Source organism: Neolewinella antarctica (assembly GCF_011927835.1).
GTDB classification, from domain to species: Bacteria; Bacteroidota; Bacteroidia; order Chitinophagales; family Saprospiraceae; genus Neolewinella; species Neolewinella antarctica.
Genome location: NZ_JAATJH010000002.1, coordinates 295,818 through 314,235, shown reverse-complemented (window position 1 = coordinate 314,235; position 18,418 = coordinate 295,818). Strand labels below are relative to the sequence as shown.

Below are 18,418 nucleotides of genomic sequence, written 5' to 3'. Positions count from 1 at the left end.
GACGCGGGTGCCATGACGGGGGGAGGCAGCAACGGAATCGACCGGGGAATGGAGATCTTCCGCGCACCTACTACCGGTGGCTTAGCCGGACTAACTCAGAAAATATATCCGTCAGGTTAATAGTATATACAGATTTGTTCCCCAACTACCGCCAAAACAGTAAATTAAGAATAGCGGAAGCACCCTGTTGTGTGTTTTCGTGCTTTTGTGGCCAAAAATCTACCACCTAACCCCATCCACCCTAACATAGCGCTACAAACCGGGTTACCCTTGCACAACCCCCTCCATGGAAAAGCTAAGAAAAGCCATCTACCTCATCCTCTGCGTCATCACGGTCCTCGTAATGCTAGCCTCCGTGCTTTCCGTATTCCGCAATACGCCGAACCGCTATCTGAAAATGCTCGATTTCCCGCGCATTCAGTTTTTCATCACTTCCCTCGTCACGATGATCCTGTTCATCATCATGACTAAACACTGGCGTTGGTACGATTATGCGCTAGTTGTCGGTCTACTTGGTGGAATATTTATCAATGGTCGCTACCTAATCAATTATACCCCGCTCGTTTCCCCCCGGGTGCCCAGTGCGGAGGGCGTGGTTGCGGAACAAGACGAAGTGAGCCTACTGCTCGCCAACGTACTCCGCGAGAACCGTGACGCCCAACCCATCATCGACTTCGTCCGGGAAAAGGATCCGGATTTCGTCGTCGCCATGGAAGTCAACGCGTGGTGGGACGAGCACTTGCGGCCCATCGAAGAGCAGTACCCCTACGTACAAGAAAAGATCAACGAAGTCGGCTACGGTATGAGCTTGTACAGCAAATTCCCCCTGCTCGACGTAGAAGTGACTGAACTCAATAACGAAAAAGTCCCCTCCTTCGAAGCCCGCGTCCGGCTGGCGAACGGTCGGGAAATTATTCTCCACACCGTCCACCCCGTCCCGCCGAAACTCTTTGAGAAGTTGCCGGACAATAAAGGCCAGGACGAGGTCGCCCTACTCAAGATCGGTGATAAAGTAGCCAATAGCGAGCTGCCCAACATCGTAGCCGGCGACCTTAACGACGTCGTCTGGGGCTTCACCAATACACTCGTCGGGACGGAGGAAAATATACTCCATGACGTCCGCGTTGGCCGTAGTATCCTTAGTACCTTCGATGCCACTAAGTGGTACATGCGCTGGCCGATCGATCATGTTTTCGTTACGAAAGAGTTTAGTGTAGTGGAACTGGAGCGAGGGCCGGATATCGGGTCGGATCACTTTCCTATTTACGTGCGGTTGGCGCTGACGGAATAGAATTTTGTATCCCCTTCCCGCTCTGTCTAAATGTGTCAATTCGCTTTCTCACTAGTACCCAGGGCGATAGGATCCGGCGGAAGCACGAGAATTGACAACTTCGCAGGAGTATGGTTTTTGCTTATAATCGTTAACCTATACGGGTTTACCTCTCCAACTGCCCCTTCAGCAACTGAGCATTAACAGCACAAATAACCGTACTAATACTCATAAGCGCAGCCCCAACGGCCGGGCTAATCACAAAACCGGGAACAAAGCCCGTAGCCAGCGGCAGCGCCACCGCATTGTACCCCGTAGCCCACCACAAATTCTGGATCATTTTGCGGTAGGTAGCTTTCCCAAATAGGATAAGGTTAGCGATGTCTTTCGGGTCGCTATCGACCAGGACGATGTCGGCGGTCTCGGCCGCCACGTCCGTTCCGGAACCGATGGCGATACCTACGTCGGCGCGGGCGAGGGCCGGGGCGTCATTTACGCCGTCTCCCGTCATGGCTACGAACTCCCCCGCCGCCTGTAGTTCTTTGATCTTGTCTTGCTTTTGATCCGGGAGGACTTCCGCCAGGTAATCATCCATACCGAGTTCCTTGGCGACCGAGGCGGCGACGCGCTCGTTATCGCCCGTCAACAGCAGGCACTTGATGCCGTTCTTTTGCAGGGTGTCGATGGCGCCCGCCGAGGACTCGCGTATTTGGTCGGCAAAGGTGATGAAGCCGACGAGCCGATCGTCGACAACCAGGAATATTTTGGTTTCTACACCGTCGTCACTATCGGCCGGGGCGGTGATGCTGGCAGCTTCCAGCATCAGGTAGCCGCCGGCGCGAACCGCTTTCCCTTCTACCGTTCCGCTCACGTCAACTCCGGCTTCGTATTTAAAGTCCTTGCTCGCGGGGATTGTCAATCCTTCAGCTTTAGCCCGCCGTTGCAGCCCCTTTGAAATGTGGTGCTCGGAACTACTTTCTACCGCGGTGGCGTAGCGTAACAGCTTCACTTCGTCCCAATCTTCAGCCAGTGTCACCACCCGCGTGACCTCATGCGAGCCTTTAGTTAGCGTTCCCGTCTTGTCAAACACAATAGTGGTGATCTTGCGGGAGTTCTCAAAGGCCGTCCGGTTGCGGATCAGCAGACCGTGCTTGGCGGATACGCTGGTGGAGATAGCCGCTACCAGGGGAATGGCCAGGCCGAGGGCGTGCGGACAACAAATCACCATCACGGTCACCATGCGCTCCAGGGCGAAAGCCAGTTCTTTGCCCAGGAGCATCCAGACACCGAAGGTGCCGAAACCGGCTACCAGCGCAATGATGGTTAGCCAGTAGGCTGCGCGATCGGCCAGGTGCTGCGTTTTGGATTTTTGGCCCTGCGCGTCCTGTACCAGCTTTACGACTTTAGCTAAGTAGCTGTCCTCCCCTACTCCTTTGACCTCCACTTTGATGGCACCGCTACCGTTGATGGAACCTCCGATGACTTCGGCCCCCTCCGCTTTACTTACCGGGACGCTTTCGCCCGTCAGCATACTTTCGTTGAGGGAACTGCTTCCTTCTTTGATTACGCCGTCCGCGGGTACTTTCTCCCCCGGCTTGATTAGAATCAGGTCGCCGGACTTCAGGTCATTCACCGGCACTTTATGCGCCTGACCATCACTATCGATGCGCGTGGCTTCGTTCGGCATCAGCGCGGCGAGTGCTTCCAGGGCTTTACTTGCCCCGAGTACCGAACGCATCTCGATCCAGTGGCCGAGCAGCATTACCACGATCAAGGAGGCTAATTCCCAGAAGAAGGTTTTTCCTTCCAGGCCAAAGACGACGGCGGAACTGTAGACGTAAGCCGCCGTGATCGCTACGGCAATCAGCGTCATCATACCGGGCGTCCGTTTCCCCAGCTCTTCCTTTAGCCCCTTCAAAAACGGCCAACCACCGTAGAAGTAGATGACGGAAGAAAGCACGAACTGTAAGTAGCGGTCGCCCGGAAAGGTCCACGTCACCCCCAGAAAATTTTGAATCATCGGCGCAAGCAAAAGCACCGGTAGCATTAGGATTAGCGATACCCAGAACCGACGCTTAAAATCTTCGATCATCATCCGGTGGTGATCGCCGTGGTTACCGTGGCCCTCGTGTTCGGAGTGATCCATTTTTTCCTGCCCCATTTTGCCGTGGTCCATCACCCCGTGGTCCATCTTGTCGTGATTCATTCCTTGATGATTCTCCTTGCTGATGGCAGCTTCGTGACCGTGCTCCGTGAGTTCCGCCAGGTGGTCTTTCGTTGCGGTTACGGGACCGGATTCCGGCGCTAGCTGATAATTCCCAGCGGCAGAAAGGGCAGCGTTGAGCTGTTCCGTACTTACGTGATGGTGCATCGTGATCGCGGCTTGCGGTGGGTCCAGGTTTACTTCAGCGGAGGAGACACCGGGGACGGCTTCCAGTGCCTTCTGAACCGTGTCAACGCAGTGGTCGCAGGTCATTCCGGAAATAGCATATGCGTGGATCATAATATAAATATTGATGCGACCCCAAACAGCGCCAAGGCAATTAGGACCAGTATGGTGAATCCGTTGAGTAGCCGTTTTAGGATGCCTGGGTTTTCGTCCGGTTTGCAACAGTCTTTCATAAGTCTAGCACATTTAATGTATATGAATTAGAAGATACCAATTAAAGTGTGGAACGATCAGTGATTAAACTATCCGGTAGCCATGTTAATCATCATCAAACCTCCCTTGCTCTTCAGTGATTTTATGTTTGCACCCGCGACCGCGCCCAACCCAAAAATATTTTGATTAAAAGCGAACGCTCAAACCACCACCGTATCCAAAGCGGTTATCATAACTGCCCATCAGTGAAAAATTACGGCTCAACATGTACTCCACGCCAGCGTTCCAAACGGTTTCGCCCTCGTAATCGGAGTTACCATCTTCCCCGCTCACAATGCCGAAGTCCGCTCCGTATTCGTAGTAGCCAAAGGCAGATAAGCGCGGAAATAGCATGATGCTCCGACCGACACTGACGCGCGGCCGTAGCTTATTATCTACCCGCATATCGACGTTGAATAAATAAGGACTCAACCAGCGAACACCGGCTACGGCCGTGATCGAAGGGTCGTCAAAACTCTTCTCCACGCCATTCTCTACGTTGATGCCACCGAATACCCGCACCCAGTCGTAGATATAGCGCTCGTAAGATACTTCCGCCTCGAAATTCTTATTGTAGCCATACTCGACGTTTAAGTTAAATTGATTACGAATATTGGAGGAAACTAGATTAACACCGCTCATGTGAGACGCTACGTCCGCCATACCCCAAGTATAGAATTGATCCGTTTCGGCGATTAAATTCTTTAAGGGCGAATCGGCCAGACGCTCATCGCGTGGCGTATCGTAACTAAAGATACGCGCCATACCGCCCATCATATGATAAAGAATGTGGCAGTGGAAAAACCAGTCGCCGTATTCATCACCGTAGAACTCGATGGTTACTTCCTGCATCGGCGCTACGTTAACCGTGTGCTTCAGCGGGGAGTATTCGCCATTTTCATTGAGCACCCGGAAGAAGTGGCCGTGCAGGTGCATCGGGTGATGCATCATCGTTAAGTTGTTGAAGGTAATCCTCGTTACTTCATTCGCTTTGATTTTTATTTTATCCGTCTCCGCTAGTCCGACGCCGTTGAAGCTCCAGACATAGCGGTTCATGTTGCCCGTCAGGTTGAGCAGTATCTCGGTGACCGGCGCGTCCGGTGCGTAAGTAGTCTTTTCGGGAGATCGCAGGTAATTATAATCGAAGGCGCGGCCCATCATTTCCGCCGGGGGCATCAGGTTGGGATCGCCTTTGCTCATACCGGACATCTTTCCGTGGTTCATACCCGCCATGTCTTTTTTCTTACCGTTCATTTTCATTTCTCCGTCGGGCATCTTTTCGTTACCCATCATCTTGGCGTGTTCTTCCGGACTCATGGTGCCGTGGTCCATACCGTTCATGGCGGGCATTTCGGATTTGGTCATCGCCATCGTGTCCGTGGGCATCTTCATGCCATCCATTTTCTCTTCTTTGTCTTTGCTTTTGGACATACCCATATCGTCCATTTGCATACTCGGCATATCCATACCGTCCATATCCATCTGCATACCGTACTTACGCTTAATCTCGTAGCGTTCATCTTTTTTCGGATTAGCTTTCAGTGCCGGGGCACCCATCCGCATGTTCATCTTTGCCATCATCTTCATCATCCCGATCTTATCGGGCCGGGGGATTTCCATTGCCGGGTATAATTGGCCGGTACCGAGGGTAGTGACTGCTTTTCCGGAGCCGTCAAAGGCTGACGCTTTCACCTGAAGTTTTCCGTCTTCCGGAATCGTTACGATGAAATCGTACGTTTCCGCGTTTCCGATCAACGTTTTATTTCTTTCTACGGGAACGACATCGAGGCCGTCGGCGGACACCAGCATTGGCGTCGGGCCACCAAAGGTCAGCCAGAAATAGGAGGAGGCCGCGCCGTTGATGATTCGCAGGCGTACCCGTTCACCGGGCTCGAATTCTGGATTTTCCGAACTGGACTCTCCGTTGATCAGGAAAGCCGGGTAGTAGATGTCGGCAATGTCCGCCCCTTCCATCCGCTGCCGCCAAAAGTCGATTTGCGCGCCGAGTCCGCCCCGGGCAATTACGCGGTTGAGTGGCGTGGCGGTCCCTTTTTTGATGCCGTACCATTCGTTGCCACGTTTCAGGTTTTTTAGTACGCTGTGCGGATCTTCGTCGGTCCAGTCGGAAAGCATAAGCACCAGATCCTTATCGTAGTCCAGAGAAGACTCCTTAGGCTCGATGACTATCGAACCGTAAACGCCACTTTGCTCCTGTAGCGCGAGGTGAGAATGATACCAATAAGTACCAGACTGCTTGATCGCAAATTCATAAGTGAAGCTTTCCCCTGGCTTAACTGGCGGCGTGTTGAGGTACGGAACTCCGTCGTAGAAATTAGGTAATAAGATACCGTGCCAGTGCACGGATGTCATTTCTTTCATTTTGTTGACAACGGTAATCTTAGCGTATTCCCCTTCTTTAAAGCGCAGCACGGGACCGGGTACGCCCCCGTTGACGGTCATGCCTCGAACTGTCTTACCCGTCTTATTTACCATCGCGTCTTCGAGGACGAGCTCATATTCGTGCACGGGCAAATTATCGGTATTGCCTTCCAGAGAGCCTTGTGGCTGCATCCCTATCTGCTGGGCCATGCCCATTAGGGGGAGAAAGAGCGCGAGCAGTAAAGTTATCGGAACGTAGAATTTCATATCATTATATTTTAATAAAAGAACGCCCGCCACCGGTTGGTAAACGGACGCTCTTTAACCAATAGATTATTGGATTACTTCGCCATTTTCCGGCAATGCTCCGCACACTTGCGGCAGCTCTCGGCGCACTTCTTACAGTGCTCGTGGTCGTGGGCTTCGCACATGTCGGCGCAGTAGTCACAGACTTTGGCGCAGAGTTCGCACTGCTCCTTGGTGAACTTGCTGTCGGCGGCCATCAGGCCGATGGTGGCCTGCAGCACTTCGATGCACTGCACGCAGCAGTACGGGCAATCGTTCATCGATTCCTTACCGGCCATTTTCGCCAGACAGACTTTGCAGTCGATCAGGCATTCCTGGCAGATTTCCAGGCATTTTGCGTAAGCGGGGTTAATTAATGCATTCATAATAAAATAGATTTGTGGTGTACGCTTCTTTGCGAGCACCGGGTTATTTTTCGTTTTCTAATCGGTCGAGCATCGCTTTCATCTGGGCGATCTCACGCTCCTGGGCCTCGATGATGTCCTCGGCTAATTTGATTACTTCGGGATCTTTCAAATCCGCATGCTTACTGACCATAATGGCAATACTGTGGTGGGGAATCATTCCCTTCATCCACTGCACGTCACCGACGAAAGTCTGATTTCTTACTCCTACTAAGCAGAGCACGAAGAGGAGCCCCGCGCCACCGATAATCGCGTAGTTCATTCCTTTTTTCGGGTACATGCCCCACATAAAAAGTAACATTACGATTGCCATGGCCGAGATCATCAGCGTGGTCATGTAATTGCGGGTGTCGGCCAGATAAATGTGCTCGAAGCGATCGACGTTGAGGTACATGATCGCGTACATCAAGAGAAAGGACGTGCCCATCATCAGGGCAAATTTGAGGTAGGGGTTCATCCCGTTTTGGTGTTCCATTTAATATCTTTTAATATGGTTAATAATTTTTTTTGCGCGGTCGCAGGTGTAGGGTTAAGTGGAAAAGACGGTAATTCAACCGATCGAAATCAACATCAACCCAGCCATCACTACCATACTCACGTCCTCGACGATCGTAACGGTTGACATGGACAGGTTGAAGACATCCCCCAAACACGCGCACTTAATTTTACGCTTATTCAGGTTGCTCTGGATTACGCCGATGCTACTCACTCCGAGTACGACGATGGTCACTACGTTCGTCCAGAATGGGAAAACGTTGATTAGGTAAAGCACGCCAAGGCCCAACTCGATGAACGGATAGACGTAGCCCCACACTGGCCATTTCGCCGCGACGATGTCGTACATCCGGTAGCTATCGGCAAAGCCGCCGATGTTGAGTAGTTTGAAGAACGCAAAGACGATGAAGAAGCCCGCCATAAAATGACGCATCCACAGGCCGCCGTTGAAATCCGCGAATGGATATTGCGCCAATAAGCTTACGCCGGCTATGAAACCGACGATCAGGAGCAAGGGGCGGTAGGCCGTCAGACTCGGCTCCGGTACGGCAGTTTCAGTTGGTTCGGATGAAGCTACCGGCGTCTCAACAAAGCTTACTTTAGGCTCGGCGATGGGTTTAATTTCGTAGTGACCGATCGCCGCCTGTAGTTCTTCAACCGGCACGGCTCTTTCCGTATTAAATTGCACCTGCGGCCGCGCCAACTGCACTTGGACATCTTCCAGACCCTGCACTTTTTCAAGCCCCTTACGGACGTTATTGACGCAACTACCGCACGTCATCCCTTTTACTTCGTAATTCATCGTTCCTTTTATTTATACAGTAAACCTGATCTACCGATCCCAGGCCTAACGATTCATTGCTATCACTTGCGACATTATGATCTCAGCCTACACCCGCGTCAAATCTTTGGGGACGTAATTTTTTGATCTTTTAAATGCGGAGGGGGATTGACCGGTATGCTGCCGAAAGGAATTAGAAAAATGAGCTGCCGTGCCGTAACGGAGTTGCGGCGCGATCTCCGAGATCGGTAAGTCCGTTTGGTGAAGTAACTGTCGCGCCCGCTCGATCCGGTGGGCCTGGTAAAAGTCCTCGATGGTGCGGTCAGCTACTTCACTAAAATTTCGACTCAAGTGGCCATAACTACGGTTAAGCGACTCGGCCAGCACATCGGATAGAACTTGATTAGGCCATTTCTTTTCGTGATGTACGTATTCAATGATCAGGCCCTTCATTCGACCGATCAGCGAGCCTTCGTCCGCCAGCTTAAGGCCGATTCGTTGAAGTCGTCGCTCGAGTTCCTCCTCTCCGGTCCACCCAGCGGGCGGGATTCCCGTAGCGCTGCCCAGTTCAACCGACCGAACCTCCCAGCCGAGTTCTTTTAATACCTCGGTCACCGCCGTGGCACAACGTGGGCAAACCATGTTATCGATGTGGAGTGTTTCAAGTTTCATGCTGTCGTTTCGTTTAATCTAATATAATGAATAACCGAGGTTACCTAGATTTTTTTGCCACATAAGCACAAAAGCACAGAAAAGCTCTTTTAGGCTACGCCGAAGCGCCTCTTACTTGCGCTTTTGTGATTTGCTTCGCAGTATTTCATGCACTGTGTTTCGCTTCGCAGTACTTCGTGCTATGTGGCGAAATCTAGCTGCGTAAGATCACTGATTAAACAGCCGCTCAATTATCCGAGTAAAGAAGGGCTAGCGACTGCTTCCCTTTATGGTTCTAGTCACACTACTGGACATTTTCAAATCGGACGCTTGGAGGACTCGAAACCCTTCGCTACGCTTTAGTTTCGAGACGCTCCAAGGTTCCAAAATCCTATTTAAGGACCTTGGAGCGTCCTCTGCCGTGAAGCCGAAGGCGTAATTGTTGAGGTCCTCCAAGCGTCTAGGGAAAATGTTCAGTAGTATGGGTCCTAGTGCTTATGGTCATTACCAGTGTGCTCCTCCTGAGCAACGTAGGTCATACCACAAACCGGGCATTTGCCGGGCGCATCGCTACCACTATCGGCACAGTGCATCGGGCAGACGTAGGCGGAAGTAAATTCCTTGCCTTCGCCGTGAGGAGTAACGATGGTTGTTTCCGTGGCCGCGTCCGTTGTCGTGGCAGCATCACCACAGGCGGTGAAGGCAAAAGTGAGACACAAAACCAATATCAGGCTGGCCATCGATTTAATAAAATACATATTGTAGTAAACTGTGGCCGCTTTCGGAAAGTAGCCGGGTGAATAAAATATTATAGTTCGTCGGTTACGCTCCCGCACGTCAGCATCTGGTTGCCGTAGTAGGGGTTGCGAATTTGTTCTTCGTTGCTGAGCCAGTTGGCGCCGGCGTTGTCAAAAGCCATCGGGCAGTGCTGGACGTAGTAAGTGCCGTCCACGCCGAAGGCCGTCAGGGCATTGATTAGTGCTTGAGAAAGAAAGCCGAACTGCTCCCGTTGGGCTTCGATCTCGGCCGCTTTTGAGAGCGCAGCGGCGTGCGCTTCCACGGCTTCCAGTTGCTGCATCCAATAGACGTGGGCTTCTCCCTTTACGAGGCTCATATTGACTTTAGCCAGTGCTTCGCGCAAAGGATTTAAGGATGCCGCATCGGCTGTCTCCGTAGCCACCATCCGGTCTTTGAGCGGGAGGTAAGCTTCAACGACTTCCCCCAACTGCTTACGGAAAGCTTCGGGCGTGTCTTGGCGGTAGTCGGGAATAGTCAGCGTAGTGACTTCGCCAGCTTCCCTTCCCCGGATGAGTACATCCCGGTTCATCATACTGGCTTTGTTGTTCAATTGAGCGGAGGCATCGATTTGGAAAGCACCATTAACCACCACCCGGTCGCCGGCAGCCAGGCCGGCAGTGATGCGGTAGCTATCCCCTACACGCTCGCCAACAGTGATTTCCCGAAATTCGTAGGACGGTACCGGCGTGTCGGGCAGTTCGACGTAGGCCACGGACCGTTCTCCCGTCCACAGCACCGCGCCGCGGGGAACGAGAAAACTTTCCGATCCCGCCGCCTCTCCGGTATTTTCCACTCCACGCGTAGCGGGGCTCGTATAGATAGTGCCTTCAATAAACATCTCCGGTTTCAAGCGCCCACCCCGGTTACGGACTTCCGCCCGCACCGCCGCCGTCCGGGTTTTGGGGTCGATGACCGGGTCGATGAAAGTCACCCGGGCGTTGTAGGTTTCTCCGGGGCGGGAGGGGACCGTAAAGGATACTTTATCCCCCACGTTAATCCGCGCTAAATCCTGTTCGTAAGCATCGAACAAGGCCCAGAGATTACTCAAGTTGGTGTAAGTGTACAGCGCGCCGCCGGCTTTGACGTACTCGCCCACTTCGGCTTTGGTAACCAGGATGGTACCGCTTTGGTCCGCGTAGATCGGAAAGTCGCTGATGACTTCTTCCGTTTCTTCCAGTTTGACAATTTGCTCGTCGGAGACCTTTAGGTTGCTCAACTTCGCACGGGACGCCGCAACCAGATCCGGATTGACGTCGGCGAATCTTTTAGCCTGTAACAACTCCTCCTGGGCGACCACTAAGTCCGGCGAATACACCGTGGCGATCCGCTGACCGGCGCGGACTTGCTCTCCGGCGAAGGAGACGAATAGACGTTCTACCCGGCCGGCGAATTCTGATACTTCTACGGCGGCGGTGCGCTCGTCGGGGGATAGGCGGCCGGTTAGGGTTAACCCTGCTTTACCAATTTCTTTTGCACCTGCGTCCGCGCCCGCGTTCATAGTCCTCTCCCCCGGCCCCTTTAGCTGCGCTGCTTCCTGCGGAGGTCCGGAAGAGGAGAGGGAGAACGTTGGAGTGACTCCGACGACTATTGTCCGTACCCTGGCCATTGCCACTGCTGCTTCCGTCATGGTAAGCACCGCCGGATCGTTGGAATTGCCAGTCACCAGGGGGATTAGATCCATACCGCAGAGCGGACAATCACCCGGCTCTTCCTGCTGAATCTGTGGATGCATGGAGCAAGTCCATATTTCACTATTTTCATGGTCATGCCCTGTAACACCTACAACGTCTCCCCTCTCCTCTTCTGGAGACGCGTTTTCTGGGGATGGGGCCCTAGAAATAAGCTGGGAGAGGAAATACCCCACCAGCAACCCCAAAACCACCCCCCCCAAAATATAAATTATCGTTCGAGTATTCATCTCTATTGGTTTAAAAGGTAGCGATCAATAATCGCCCGCTGATTAAGAATTTTGGCCTGCGCCAGGACCGTGACCGTACGCAACTCGATGGCCTGATTTTGCAAGCGGAGCAACTCGTCAAACGGTCTTTTTCCGTTGCTGTATTCACTGTTGGCGATGGAAAGCGTAGCCGCGATGATGCGTTGTTGCTCCGCCAGGTAGCCGAGTTGTTTGCCGGTGTCCGTGATGACCACCCGGGCGGCGGCAACTTCGGTTTGTAGTTGCTGGAGCGCACCCTCCTGGCGGGTCGCCAGCGCGCGGATGCGGATTTCCTCCTCCTGCCGTTTGGCAGTGTATTTCCTTTTGCCGAGAGGTAACGTGACCATCGCCCGGGGCAAGATTACGTCGCGGCCGTTGCCCGGCGGCATCATGTCCGTGCGGCTGCCGGTGGCGATGTAGTCGAGGCCGACGCCGAAATCCGGGCGGGCATCGAGGTCGTTCGCGGCGATGGACTGGCGGTTGATTTCCTGCTGTAACTCGTAAATTCGGAGTTGCGGATGACCGGTCAGATCAGGGATTTCCGGTAGCAGTGAGGCGGTGATCAGTGCCGTTGCCGCGGCTTCTTCCAGGTTCAGGACCGGGACCACGGGCGTGTCCAAAGGTCGGTTCAGTAAGTTGTTTATTCGAAGTCGATCCTGTTCGATCAGCGCGTCGAATTCCGATAGCCGCCGCCAGATTTGCGATTTTTCGAGTTGGATGCGGTAGACGTCCACCGAACTGCCCTGACCTGTTTCGACCCGGCTCAGCGCCAGGCGGTTCAGGCTTTCATACAGGTCGAGGCTCTCGCGGAGGATCGCGACGCGGGCGCTTTGGGCGGCCATTTGGTAGTAAGCCGTTTCGAGTTGGTAGATCAGTTCCAGTTGCTTCGCGGCCGCTTGCTCCAGGACGGGCCGGGCCCGGGCGTCCGCCAGTTCCGCCAGCGCCGCCAGTTTCCCCGGCCAGGGTAACATTTGAGTTGCGCCGATCCGAAATTGCTGTGGGCCAGTGCGGGTTTCGATCGGTAATACGAAGACGCCAGCGCCGATCTCCAGGTCGGGTAATTGGTTCTGCTGGGCGCCAATTTTCGTGGCTGCTTCGTAGTCGAGTTGCAGGGCGCGGAGTTCCGGGTTTTCGCGGCGTAGTTCGGCTTTCAGGCTGTCCAAACTCTGGGCGCGGACGCCGGTGCAGAGAATAGTCAGTACGAGCAGAGCCACAACACGCGGCAGCCACGAGCGCAGCGAGCAGATATCAGCGGAGCACATCGTATATCGCATATCGAGACTCGCATATCGCATATCAAGCGTACGAAGTACAGCGCAATTAATCGCATATCGCATATCAACGAAATTTAAGTTTAATTTCCTCCCGCATACACCAAAGCACCGGGACGGTAAACATCGTCACCACCTGCAACGCCATACCACCAAAACTGGGGATCGCCATCGGTAGCATAATATCCGCCCCGCGCCCGGTCGCGGTAAGGACGGGGAGTAGCGCGAGGATGGTCGTCGCCGTCGTCATCATCGCCGGGCGCACCCGCCGTAAGCCGCCTTCGATTACCGCCGCCCTGATCTCCGCTACGTTATCCGGCGTATTCCGCGCGAAACTATCCCGTAGGAAGGTGGCCACGAGCACGCCGTCGTCGGTCGCAATGCCGAACAAAGCCAGGAAGCCCACCCAGACGGCCACGCTGAGGTTGATCGTCCGCACCTGGAAGAGTTCGCGGAGGTTGGCCCCGAAGAAATTGAAATCGAGAAAACCCGGGTCTCCGTACGCACCGAGTAGTATGAAACCTCCCGAGAAGGCTACGAAAACACCACTGAATACCATTAGGGCCGTCGTTACCGAACGGAATTGAAAATAGAGAATCAAAAAGATCAGCGCGAGGGCGATGGGCACCACCAACGCCAGGCGCGCATTGGCCCGGACCTGCTGTTCGTAATTGCCCGCAAACCGGTAACTCACGCCGGCGGGGATATCTAGCGTGCCCCGTTCGCGTAGCCCATTTAGGTAGGCCGTCGCGTTTTCTACGACTTCCACTTCGGAGTAACCGTCCAGCCGGTCGAAGAGTACGTAGCCGACCAGGAAGCCATCTTCGGATTTGATCGACTGCGGGCCTTGCTCGTAACGAATGTCGATCAGTTCGCCTAGCCGGATCTGTCCGCTGCGGGTCGGTACCAAGATATTCTTGATCGCTTCCGGGTCATCCCGCAACTCGCGGGGGTAGCGGAGGCGGACGGCGTAGCGCTCGCGGCCTTCAACGGTGGTCGTCAGCTTCATTCCTCCAACGGCGGCCATAATCTGCTGTTGCACGTCGGTTACGCTCAGACCGTAGCGGGCAATGGCGGCTCGTTTGACGTCGAGAAGCAAGTAAGGTTTACCGACGATTCGGTCGGCAAAGACGGCGGCGTCCTTTACGCCTTCGACGTTTTTCAGTTCGCGTTCCAGGTCGAGACCGACGGATTCAATTGTTTTCAGATCCGGACCCCGGACCTTGATGCCCATCGGCGCGCGCATCCCCGTTTGGAGCATGACGAGGCGGGTTTCGATGGGTTGGAGTTTGGGGGCGGAGGTGACGCCGGGGAGTTGGGCGGCTGCTATTATTTCGTCCCAGATGTCGTCGGGGGAAGTTATGTGGGGGCGCCATTGGCGGTAGTATTGACCGTTTTTGTCGGGTATCAATGACCTCTCCCCCAGCCCCTCTCCGGGGGAGAGGGGAGAAGCAACCTCTTCAGCATTTGCAACCAAGAATCTGCCTTCATCGTCAGTCTTGAAGCGTAAGCGGTGGCCGTCTTTGTCGGTGAGGTATTCGCTTTTGTAGAGGATCATGTTCTCGTACATGGAAAGCGGGGCGGGGTCGAGCGGGCTGTTGACGCGGCCGGCTTTGCCGACGACGGTCTCTACTTCGGGGATGGTCGTGACGGCCATGTCGAGCGTGCGGAGGTTGCGGCGGTTTTCTTCGATGCCGGCGTGGGGCATGCTGGTGGGCATCAGCAAGAAAGCACCTTCGCCGAGGGCGGGCATGAATTCTTCTCCGATGTCGCGGAAGGTTTGGAAACCGGCGAAGACGAGGAGACCTACGAGGAGGAGAAAGAGTAATTTTACCCGGAGGAGAAAGCCCAGAATCGCTGCGTAAAACCTGATGACCAGCCAGAAGAAGCTCAGCAAGGTACCGGCCACCACGACGACGAAGAGGAAGTTGATCGCCTGGTTTTTTTCTACGCCCAAAGGCAGCCAATACCCAGCCAGTAGCCAGGCCAGTACCAGCGCGATCAGCACGTTGATGGTAGCCGTTAAACCCTGCTTTTTCCATTCTTGCCCGGCACCCGCGTCCGCGCCCAAAAGTGCCGTTGCCAGACCTAGTATTCCCGCCAGAATAGCGACTAAGCCCAGCCACCAGGCCACGTAAACCCCGGCAGCAACACCCACGGCAATCAGTAAGCCATTACCAGCCAGCTTTCGATTTTTACTATTCCGCTCCCAGCCAAAAATAGTGTGGGCCAGCGCCGGGAGAATCGCCAACGCCACGATGATCGCCGCGATCAACGCAAAGGTTTTCGTGAAGGCGAGGGGCCGAAACAGCTTACCCTCGGCCGCCTCCATCGTGAAGACGGGCAGAAAACTGATGATGGTCGTCGCCACGGCCGTCACGACCGCCGAACCGACTTCCACGGTCGCCTCATAAATGCTCTCCAACCGGCTCTCCCCCTCCGGCGGATCATCCAAGCGAGAAACCATACTTTCCGTCAGAACGATACCCATGTCCACCATCGTCCCGATCGCGATGGCGATGCCGGAGAGCGCGACGATGTTGGCGTCCACCCCGAAATAACGCATGGCAATGAAGCACATCAGCACCGCGACGGGCAGCGTGCCGGCCACCAAAAGCGAGGATTTCAGGTTGAAAAGCAGGAGAATGACGACGATGGCCGTGATCAGAATTTCCAGCGTTAGGGCCTCTTCGAGCGTGCCGATGGTCTCGCGAATGAGCTCGGAACGGTCGTAAAAAGGCACAATGGTTACCTGACTGATTTTCCCGTTTTCCAGCTCTCTTTTTGGGAGGCCGGGTGCCAATTCCGCAATCTTGTCTTTGACGTTGTTGATGACTTCCAATGGGTTCGCCCCGTAGCGCGCGACGACGACCCCACCAACCGCTTCGGCACCCGATTTATCCAGAATACCCCGGCGCGCGGCGGGGCCGACGGTCACCCGGCCCACGTCGCGGAGGTAGACGGGGACGTTGTTGCTCTCGCTGACGACGGCCGTTTCCAGGTCCTCCAGATTCTGGAGGTAGCCGAGGCCGCGGACGAAATATTCGGCGAGGTTGATCTCCAAAGTCGCCGCGCCCACGTCGAGGTTGGATTCCCTGACGGCCTTCATGACCTGGTTAAGGGTGATGCCGTAGACGCGCATTTTGTCGGGGTCCACGTCCACCTGGTATTCCTTGACGAAGCCGCCGATGCTGGCCACTTCGCTGACGCCGGAAGCGGCGCTGAGACCGTAGCGAACGTAGAAATCCTGGACGCTGCGGAGCTCGTCGAGTCCCCAGCCGCCGAGTGGTTCGCCGTCCGGGCCGTGGCCTTCGAGGGTGTACCAGAACACCTGGCCGAGGGCGGTGGCGTCGGGGCCGAGCGTGGGCGTAGCGGCTTCCGGTAATAGATCAGCCGGAAGGGAGTTAAGTTTTTCCAGGATGCGGCTGCGTGACCAGTAGAATTCCACGTCCTCCTCGAAAATGAGGTAGATGCTGGAGAAGCCGAACATGGAGTTAGAGCGCACCGACCGTACGCCCGGGATGCCCAGCAGCGTGGACGTCAGTGGGTAGGTGATCTGGTCCTCTACGTCCTGCGGCGACTGGCCCGGCCACTGGGTGAAGATGATCTGCTGGTTTTCGCCGATGTCCGGAATGGCGTCCACGGCGACGGGTTCGCGCGGTAGGCCGGAGATGTTAAATTCGAAGGGTGCGGTAGCCAGTCCCCAGCCGACGAAGAGCAGCAGGAGGAGCCAGACCACGAGCTTATTTTCCAGGAAAAAGCGCACGAAAGCGTTGAGCATAAAGCGATACTTGACGGAAATCACGAAAACCCCGGTCAGCGGTGGCTGGCGGGGATACTGGATAGCGTCGAGTCGTTAAATGCGGAAAATCTGGAAGGCGCGCACCACGTCCGTCAGTAGCGGGGGCGGGCGGTAGTTTTCGAAGTTGTTGTTTTTGTCCCGATTTAATCGGGAGGCGGGGCGATACGTAAAGAGCAAGGTTGGGAAGTCCGGTACGATGGCCACGACGGGCGGCAGGACCGTGGCCGTGGTCGGTTCCTGATCGTCTATTTGGATCAGGTCTTGCTCGTCGCTACAGCAATCTTTTTTATCGGTGGCCGAGTCATCCGCCGTGGGCGCAGGATGGAAGGGGCAGTGCGCCTTTTGCTGTTCTTCATGGCACTTTTCCGCTTCCCCAAAGATCGCCACGGACTTCAACTCCCCCATACAGAAGTGCCGGCTGACGGGCAGACCGACGGAACCGATGAGGACCAAAAAGGCCAGGGAGATATTTAGGAGGCGTGGCAACATATGCGCTTGGCGTGGTACAAATTACGCTTAAAGAGTGGGATTGTTTGCGGGTGACATGATATCGAAAGCTTAGATCATGATTTGGCAAGTGTTGAATTGCTTGGTCTTTGGCAAGCACTTTTGTTGTATTTTTCAACACAAAAGGCACAAAAGCACAAAATGGCGTGACAACGCCTGTTTTGTACACGGGTCTTCTTTTGTGCTTTTTCTTTTCCTTTCTGTTTCTTTTGTGTTCCATTTCCCCGCCTCTCGTGATCCAGGAAAATCCATGCGTGAGCTTAGTGACCGGGCTTTACTATCCACGAGACAGAACCAAACCGCCGCCCAGTCCTTACTACCCTAATTATGATCGAAACCACCTCTCCCCCCTGGATGCGCACCGTCCTGCGCGCCGCCGCCATCTACAACATCCTCTGGGGCGCCTGGGCCGTCCTTTTTCCGCAGCATTTCTGGGAGCTCGTCGGGATGGAACCCATGACCCACCCGCTCGTCTGGCAGGGCATGGGCATGGTCATCGGGGTTTACGGACTGGGCTACTGGTGGGCCAGCTACGACCCGATGCGCCACTGGCCGATCGTGGCGGTGGGGATGTTGGGCAAGATCTTCGGCCCGATCGGCTTCGCCATGAACTACCTCACCGGCGACGTGCCCTTCGGCTTTTTCTACACCTTGATCACGAACGATTTTCTCTGGTGGGTTCCCTTCGGCCTCATTCTCTGGCGCGTCCATAAAGTATACCGATGGAGATTGACTGGTTGAGTGCTGAACTACTCACGGAGGGGCGGCTGATTTTTGATACGGCGGCGTTGGTGCTGATCTGGTTGGTCCAGCGGGTGATTTATCCCGTCTTTTTGTACGCGCGGACGGAAGATTTTCGTGTTTGGCACCCGGTTTATACCCGGCGGGTTACTTACGTGGTGATGCCTATCATGCTCGGGCAGGTTGGTGTCTACGCGCTGGCCATACTGACTGATCCCGGCATTGATGTAGTCGCGAATACCTTTTTAATTGCCGCTGCCTGGGCGATCACCTTTTTCGGCGCCGTCCCCCTCCACGCCGCGCTGGACGGGGAAGCTACGGACCACCGCGCCCTTTCTACAAAACTCATCAACATCAACTGGTGGCGCACCGGAACCTGGACGCTGATTTGGTCAATAACGGTAATAAATATTTTGGTACCTTAATTACCCTAGAC

Annotated in this window: 14 protein-coding genes; 3 read left to right on the top strand and 11 right to left on the bottom strand. The window is 54.6% G+C overall.

What is annotated here, in order from left to right; all coding sequences use genetic code 11:
* The first annotated feature begins 286 nt into the window (after positions 1-286).
* Positions 287-1,291 (top strand): endonuclease/exonuclease/phosphatase family protein, encoded by a 1,005-nt coding sequence (locus GGR27_RS06595; RefSeq protein WP_168036625.1) that lies wholly within the window; start codon positions 287-289, stop codon positions 1,289-1,291.
* Positions 1,292-1,436: 145 nt separating this feature from the next.
* On the opposite strand, the gene GGR27_RS06590 is transcribed toward GGR27_RS06595, so the two are convergent.
* The 11 genes from GGR27_RS06590 to GGR27_RS06540 all read right to left on the bottom strand — a co-directional run bounded on the left by GGR27_RS06590 (position 1,437) and on the right by GGR27_RS06540 (position 17,223).
* Entirely contained in the window at positions 1,437-3,773 is a 2,337-nt protein-coding gene (locus GGR27_RS06590; protein WP_245184479.1) for a heavy metal translocating P-type ATPase, read from the bottom strand.
* A gap of 285 nt (positions 3,774-4,058) precedes the next feature.
* Positions 4,059-6,557 (bottom strand): multicopper oxidase domain-containing protein, encoded by a 2,499-nt coding sequence (locus GGR27_RS06585; protein WP_168036624.1) that lies wholly within the window; start codon positions 6,555-6,557, stop codon positions 4,059-4,061.
* A gap of 74 nt (positions 6,558-6,631) precedes the next feature.
* On the bottom strand, positions 6,632-6,961 hold the full coding sequence (locus tag GGR27_RS06580) for a four-helix bundle copper-binding protein (RefSeq protein ID WP_168036623.1): 330 nt from the start codon (positions 6,959-6,961) through the stop codon (positions 6,632-6,634).
* Between the two features lie 43 nt (positions 6,962-7,004).
* The gene (locus GGR27_RS06575; protein ID WP_168036622.1) at positions 7,005-7,475 is read right to left on the bottom strand and encodes a DUF305 domain-containing protein; all 471 of its coding nucleotides are present in this window, start codon (positions 7,473-7,475) and stop codon (positions 7,005-7,007) included.
* Between the two features lie 75 nt (positions 7,476-7,550).
* Positions 7,551-8,297: a heavy-metal-associated domain-containing protein gene (locus GGR27_RS06570; RefSeq protein ID WP_168036621.1), complete on the bottom strand. Its 747-nt coding sequence runs from the start codon at positions 8,295-8,297 to the stop codon at positions 7,551-7,553.
* Positions 8,298-8,384: 87 nt separating this feature from the next.
* The gene (locus tag GGR27_RS06565) at positions 8,385-8,948 is read right to left on the bottom strand and encodes a helix-turn-helix domain-containing protein (RefSeq protein WP_168036620.1); all 564 of its coding nucleotides are present in this window, start codon (positions 8,946-8,948) and stop codon (positions 8,385-8,387) included.
* 467 nt (positions 8,949-9,415) lie between these two features.
* Positions 9,416-9,685, bottom strand: coding sequence for a heavy metal-binding domain-containing protein (locus tag GGR27_RS06560; protein WP_168036619.1), 270 nt, complete (start codon positions 9,683-9,685; stop codon positions 9,416-9,418).
* Positions 9,686-9,735: 50 nt separating this feature from the next.
* Complete coding sequence (locus GGR27_RS06555) at positions 9,736-11,457, bottom strand: efflux RND transporter periplasmic adaptor subunit (protein WP_245184477.1); 1,722 nt, start codon at positions 11,455-11,457, stop codon at positions 9,736-9,738.
* 188 nt (positions 11,458-11,645) lie between these two features.
* Positions 11,646-12,875 carry a TolC family protein gene (locus GGR27_RS06550; protein ID WP_168036617.1) on the bottom strand — a complete coding sequence of 410 codons (1,230 nt, stop codon included), beginning with the start codon at positions 12,873-12,875 and terminating at the stop codon, positions 11,646-11,648.
* A gap of 124 nt (positions 12,876-12,999) precedes the next feature.
* Positions 13,000-16,713 (bottom strand): efflux RND transporter permease subunit, encoded by a 3,714-nt coding sequence (locus tag GGR27_RS06545; RefSeq protein WP_168036616.1) that lies wholly within the window; start codon positions 16,711-16,713, stop codon positions 13,000-13,002.
* Between the two features lie 75 nt (positions 16,714-16,788).
* The gene (locus GGR27_RS06540; RefSeq protein WP_168036615.1) at positions 16,789-17,223 is read right to left on the bottom strand and encodes an HYC_CC_PP family protein; all 435 of its coding nucleotides are present in this window, start codon (positions 17,221-17,223) and stop codon (positions 16,789-16,791) included.
* 372 nt (positions 17,224-17,595) lie between these two features.
* Here GGR27_RS06540 and GGR27_RS06535 point away from each other — a divergent pair, with 372 nt between their 5' ends.
* Together GGR27_RS06535 and GGR27_RS06530 are read left to right on the top strand one after the other, a co-directional pair.
* Entirely contained in the window at positions 17,596-17,982 is a 387-nt protein-coding gene (locus tag GGR27_RS06535; protein WP_168037277.1) for an alkyl hydroperoxide reductase, read from the top strand.
* Positions 17,964-18,407, top strand: coding sequence for a hypothetical protein (locus GGR27_RS06530; protein ID WP_168036614.1), 444 nt, complete (start codon positions 17,964-17,966; stop codon positions 18,405-18,407). The genes GGR27_RS06535 and GGR27_RS06530 overlap by 19 nt, the downstream gene beginning before the upstream one ends.
* Positions 18,408-18,418 lie beyond the last annotated feature (11 nt).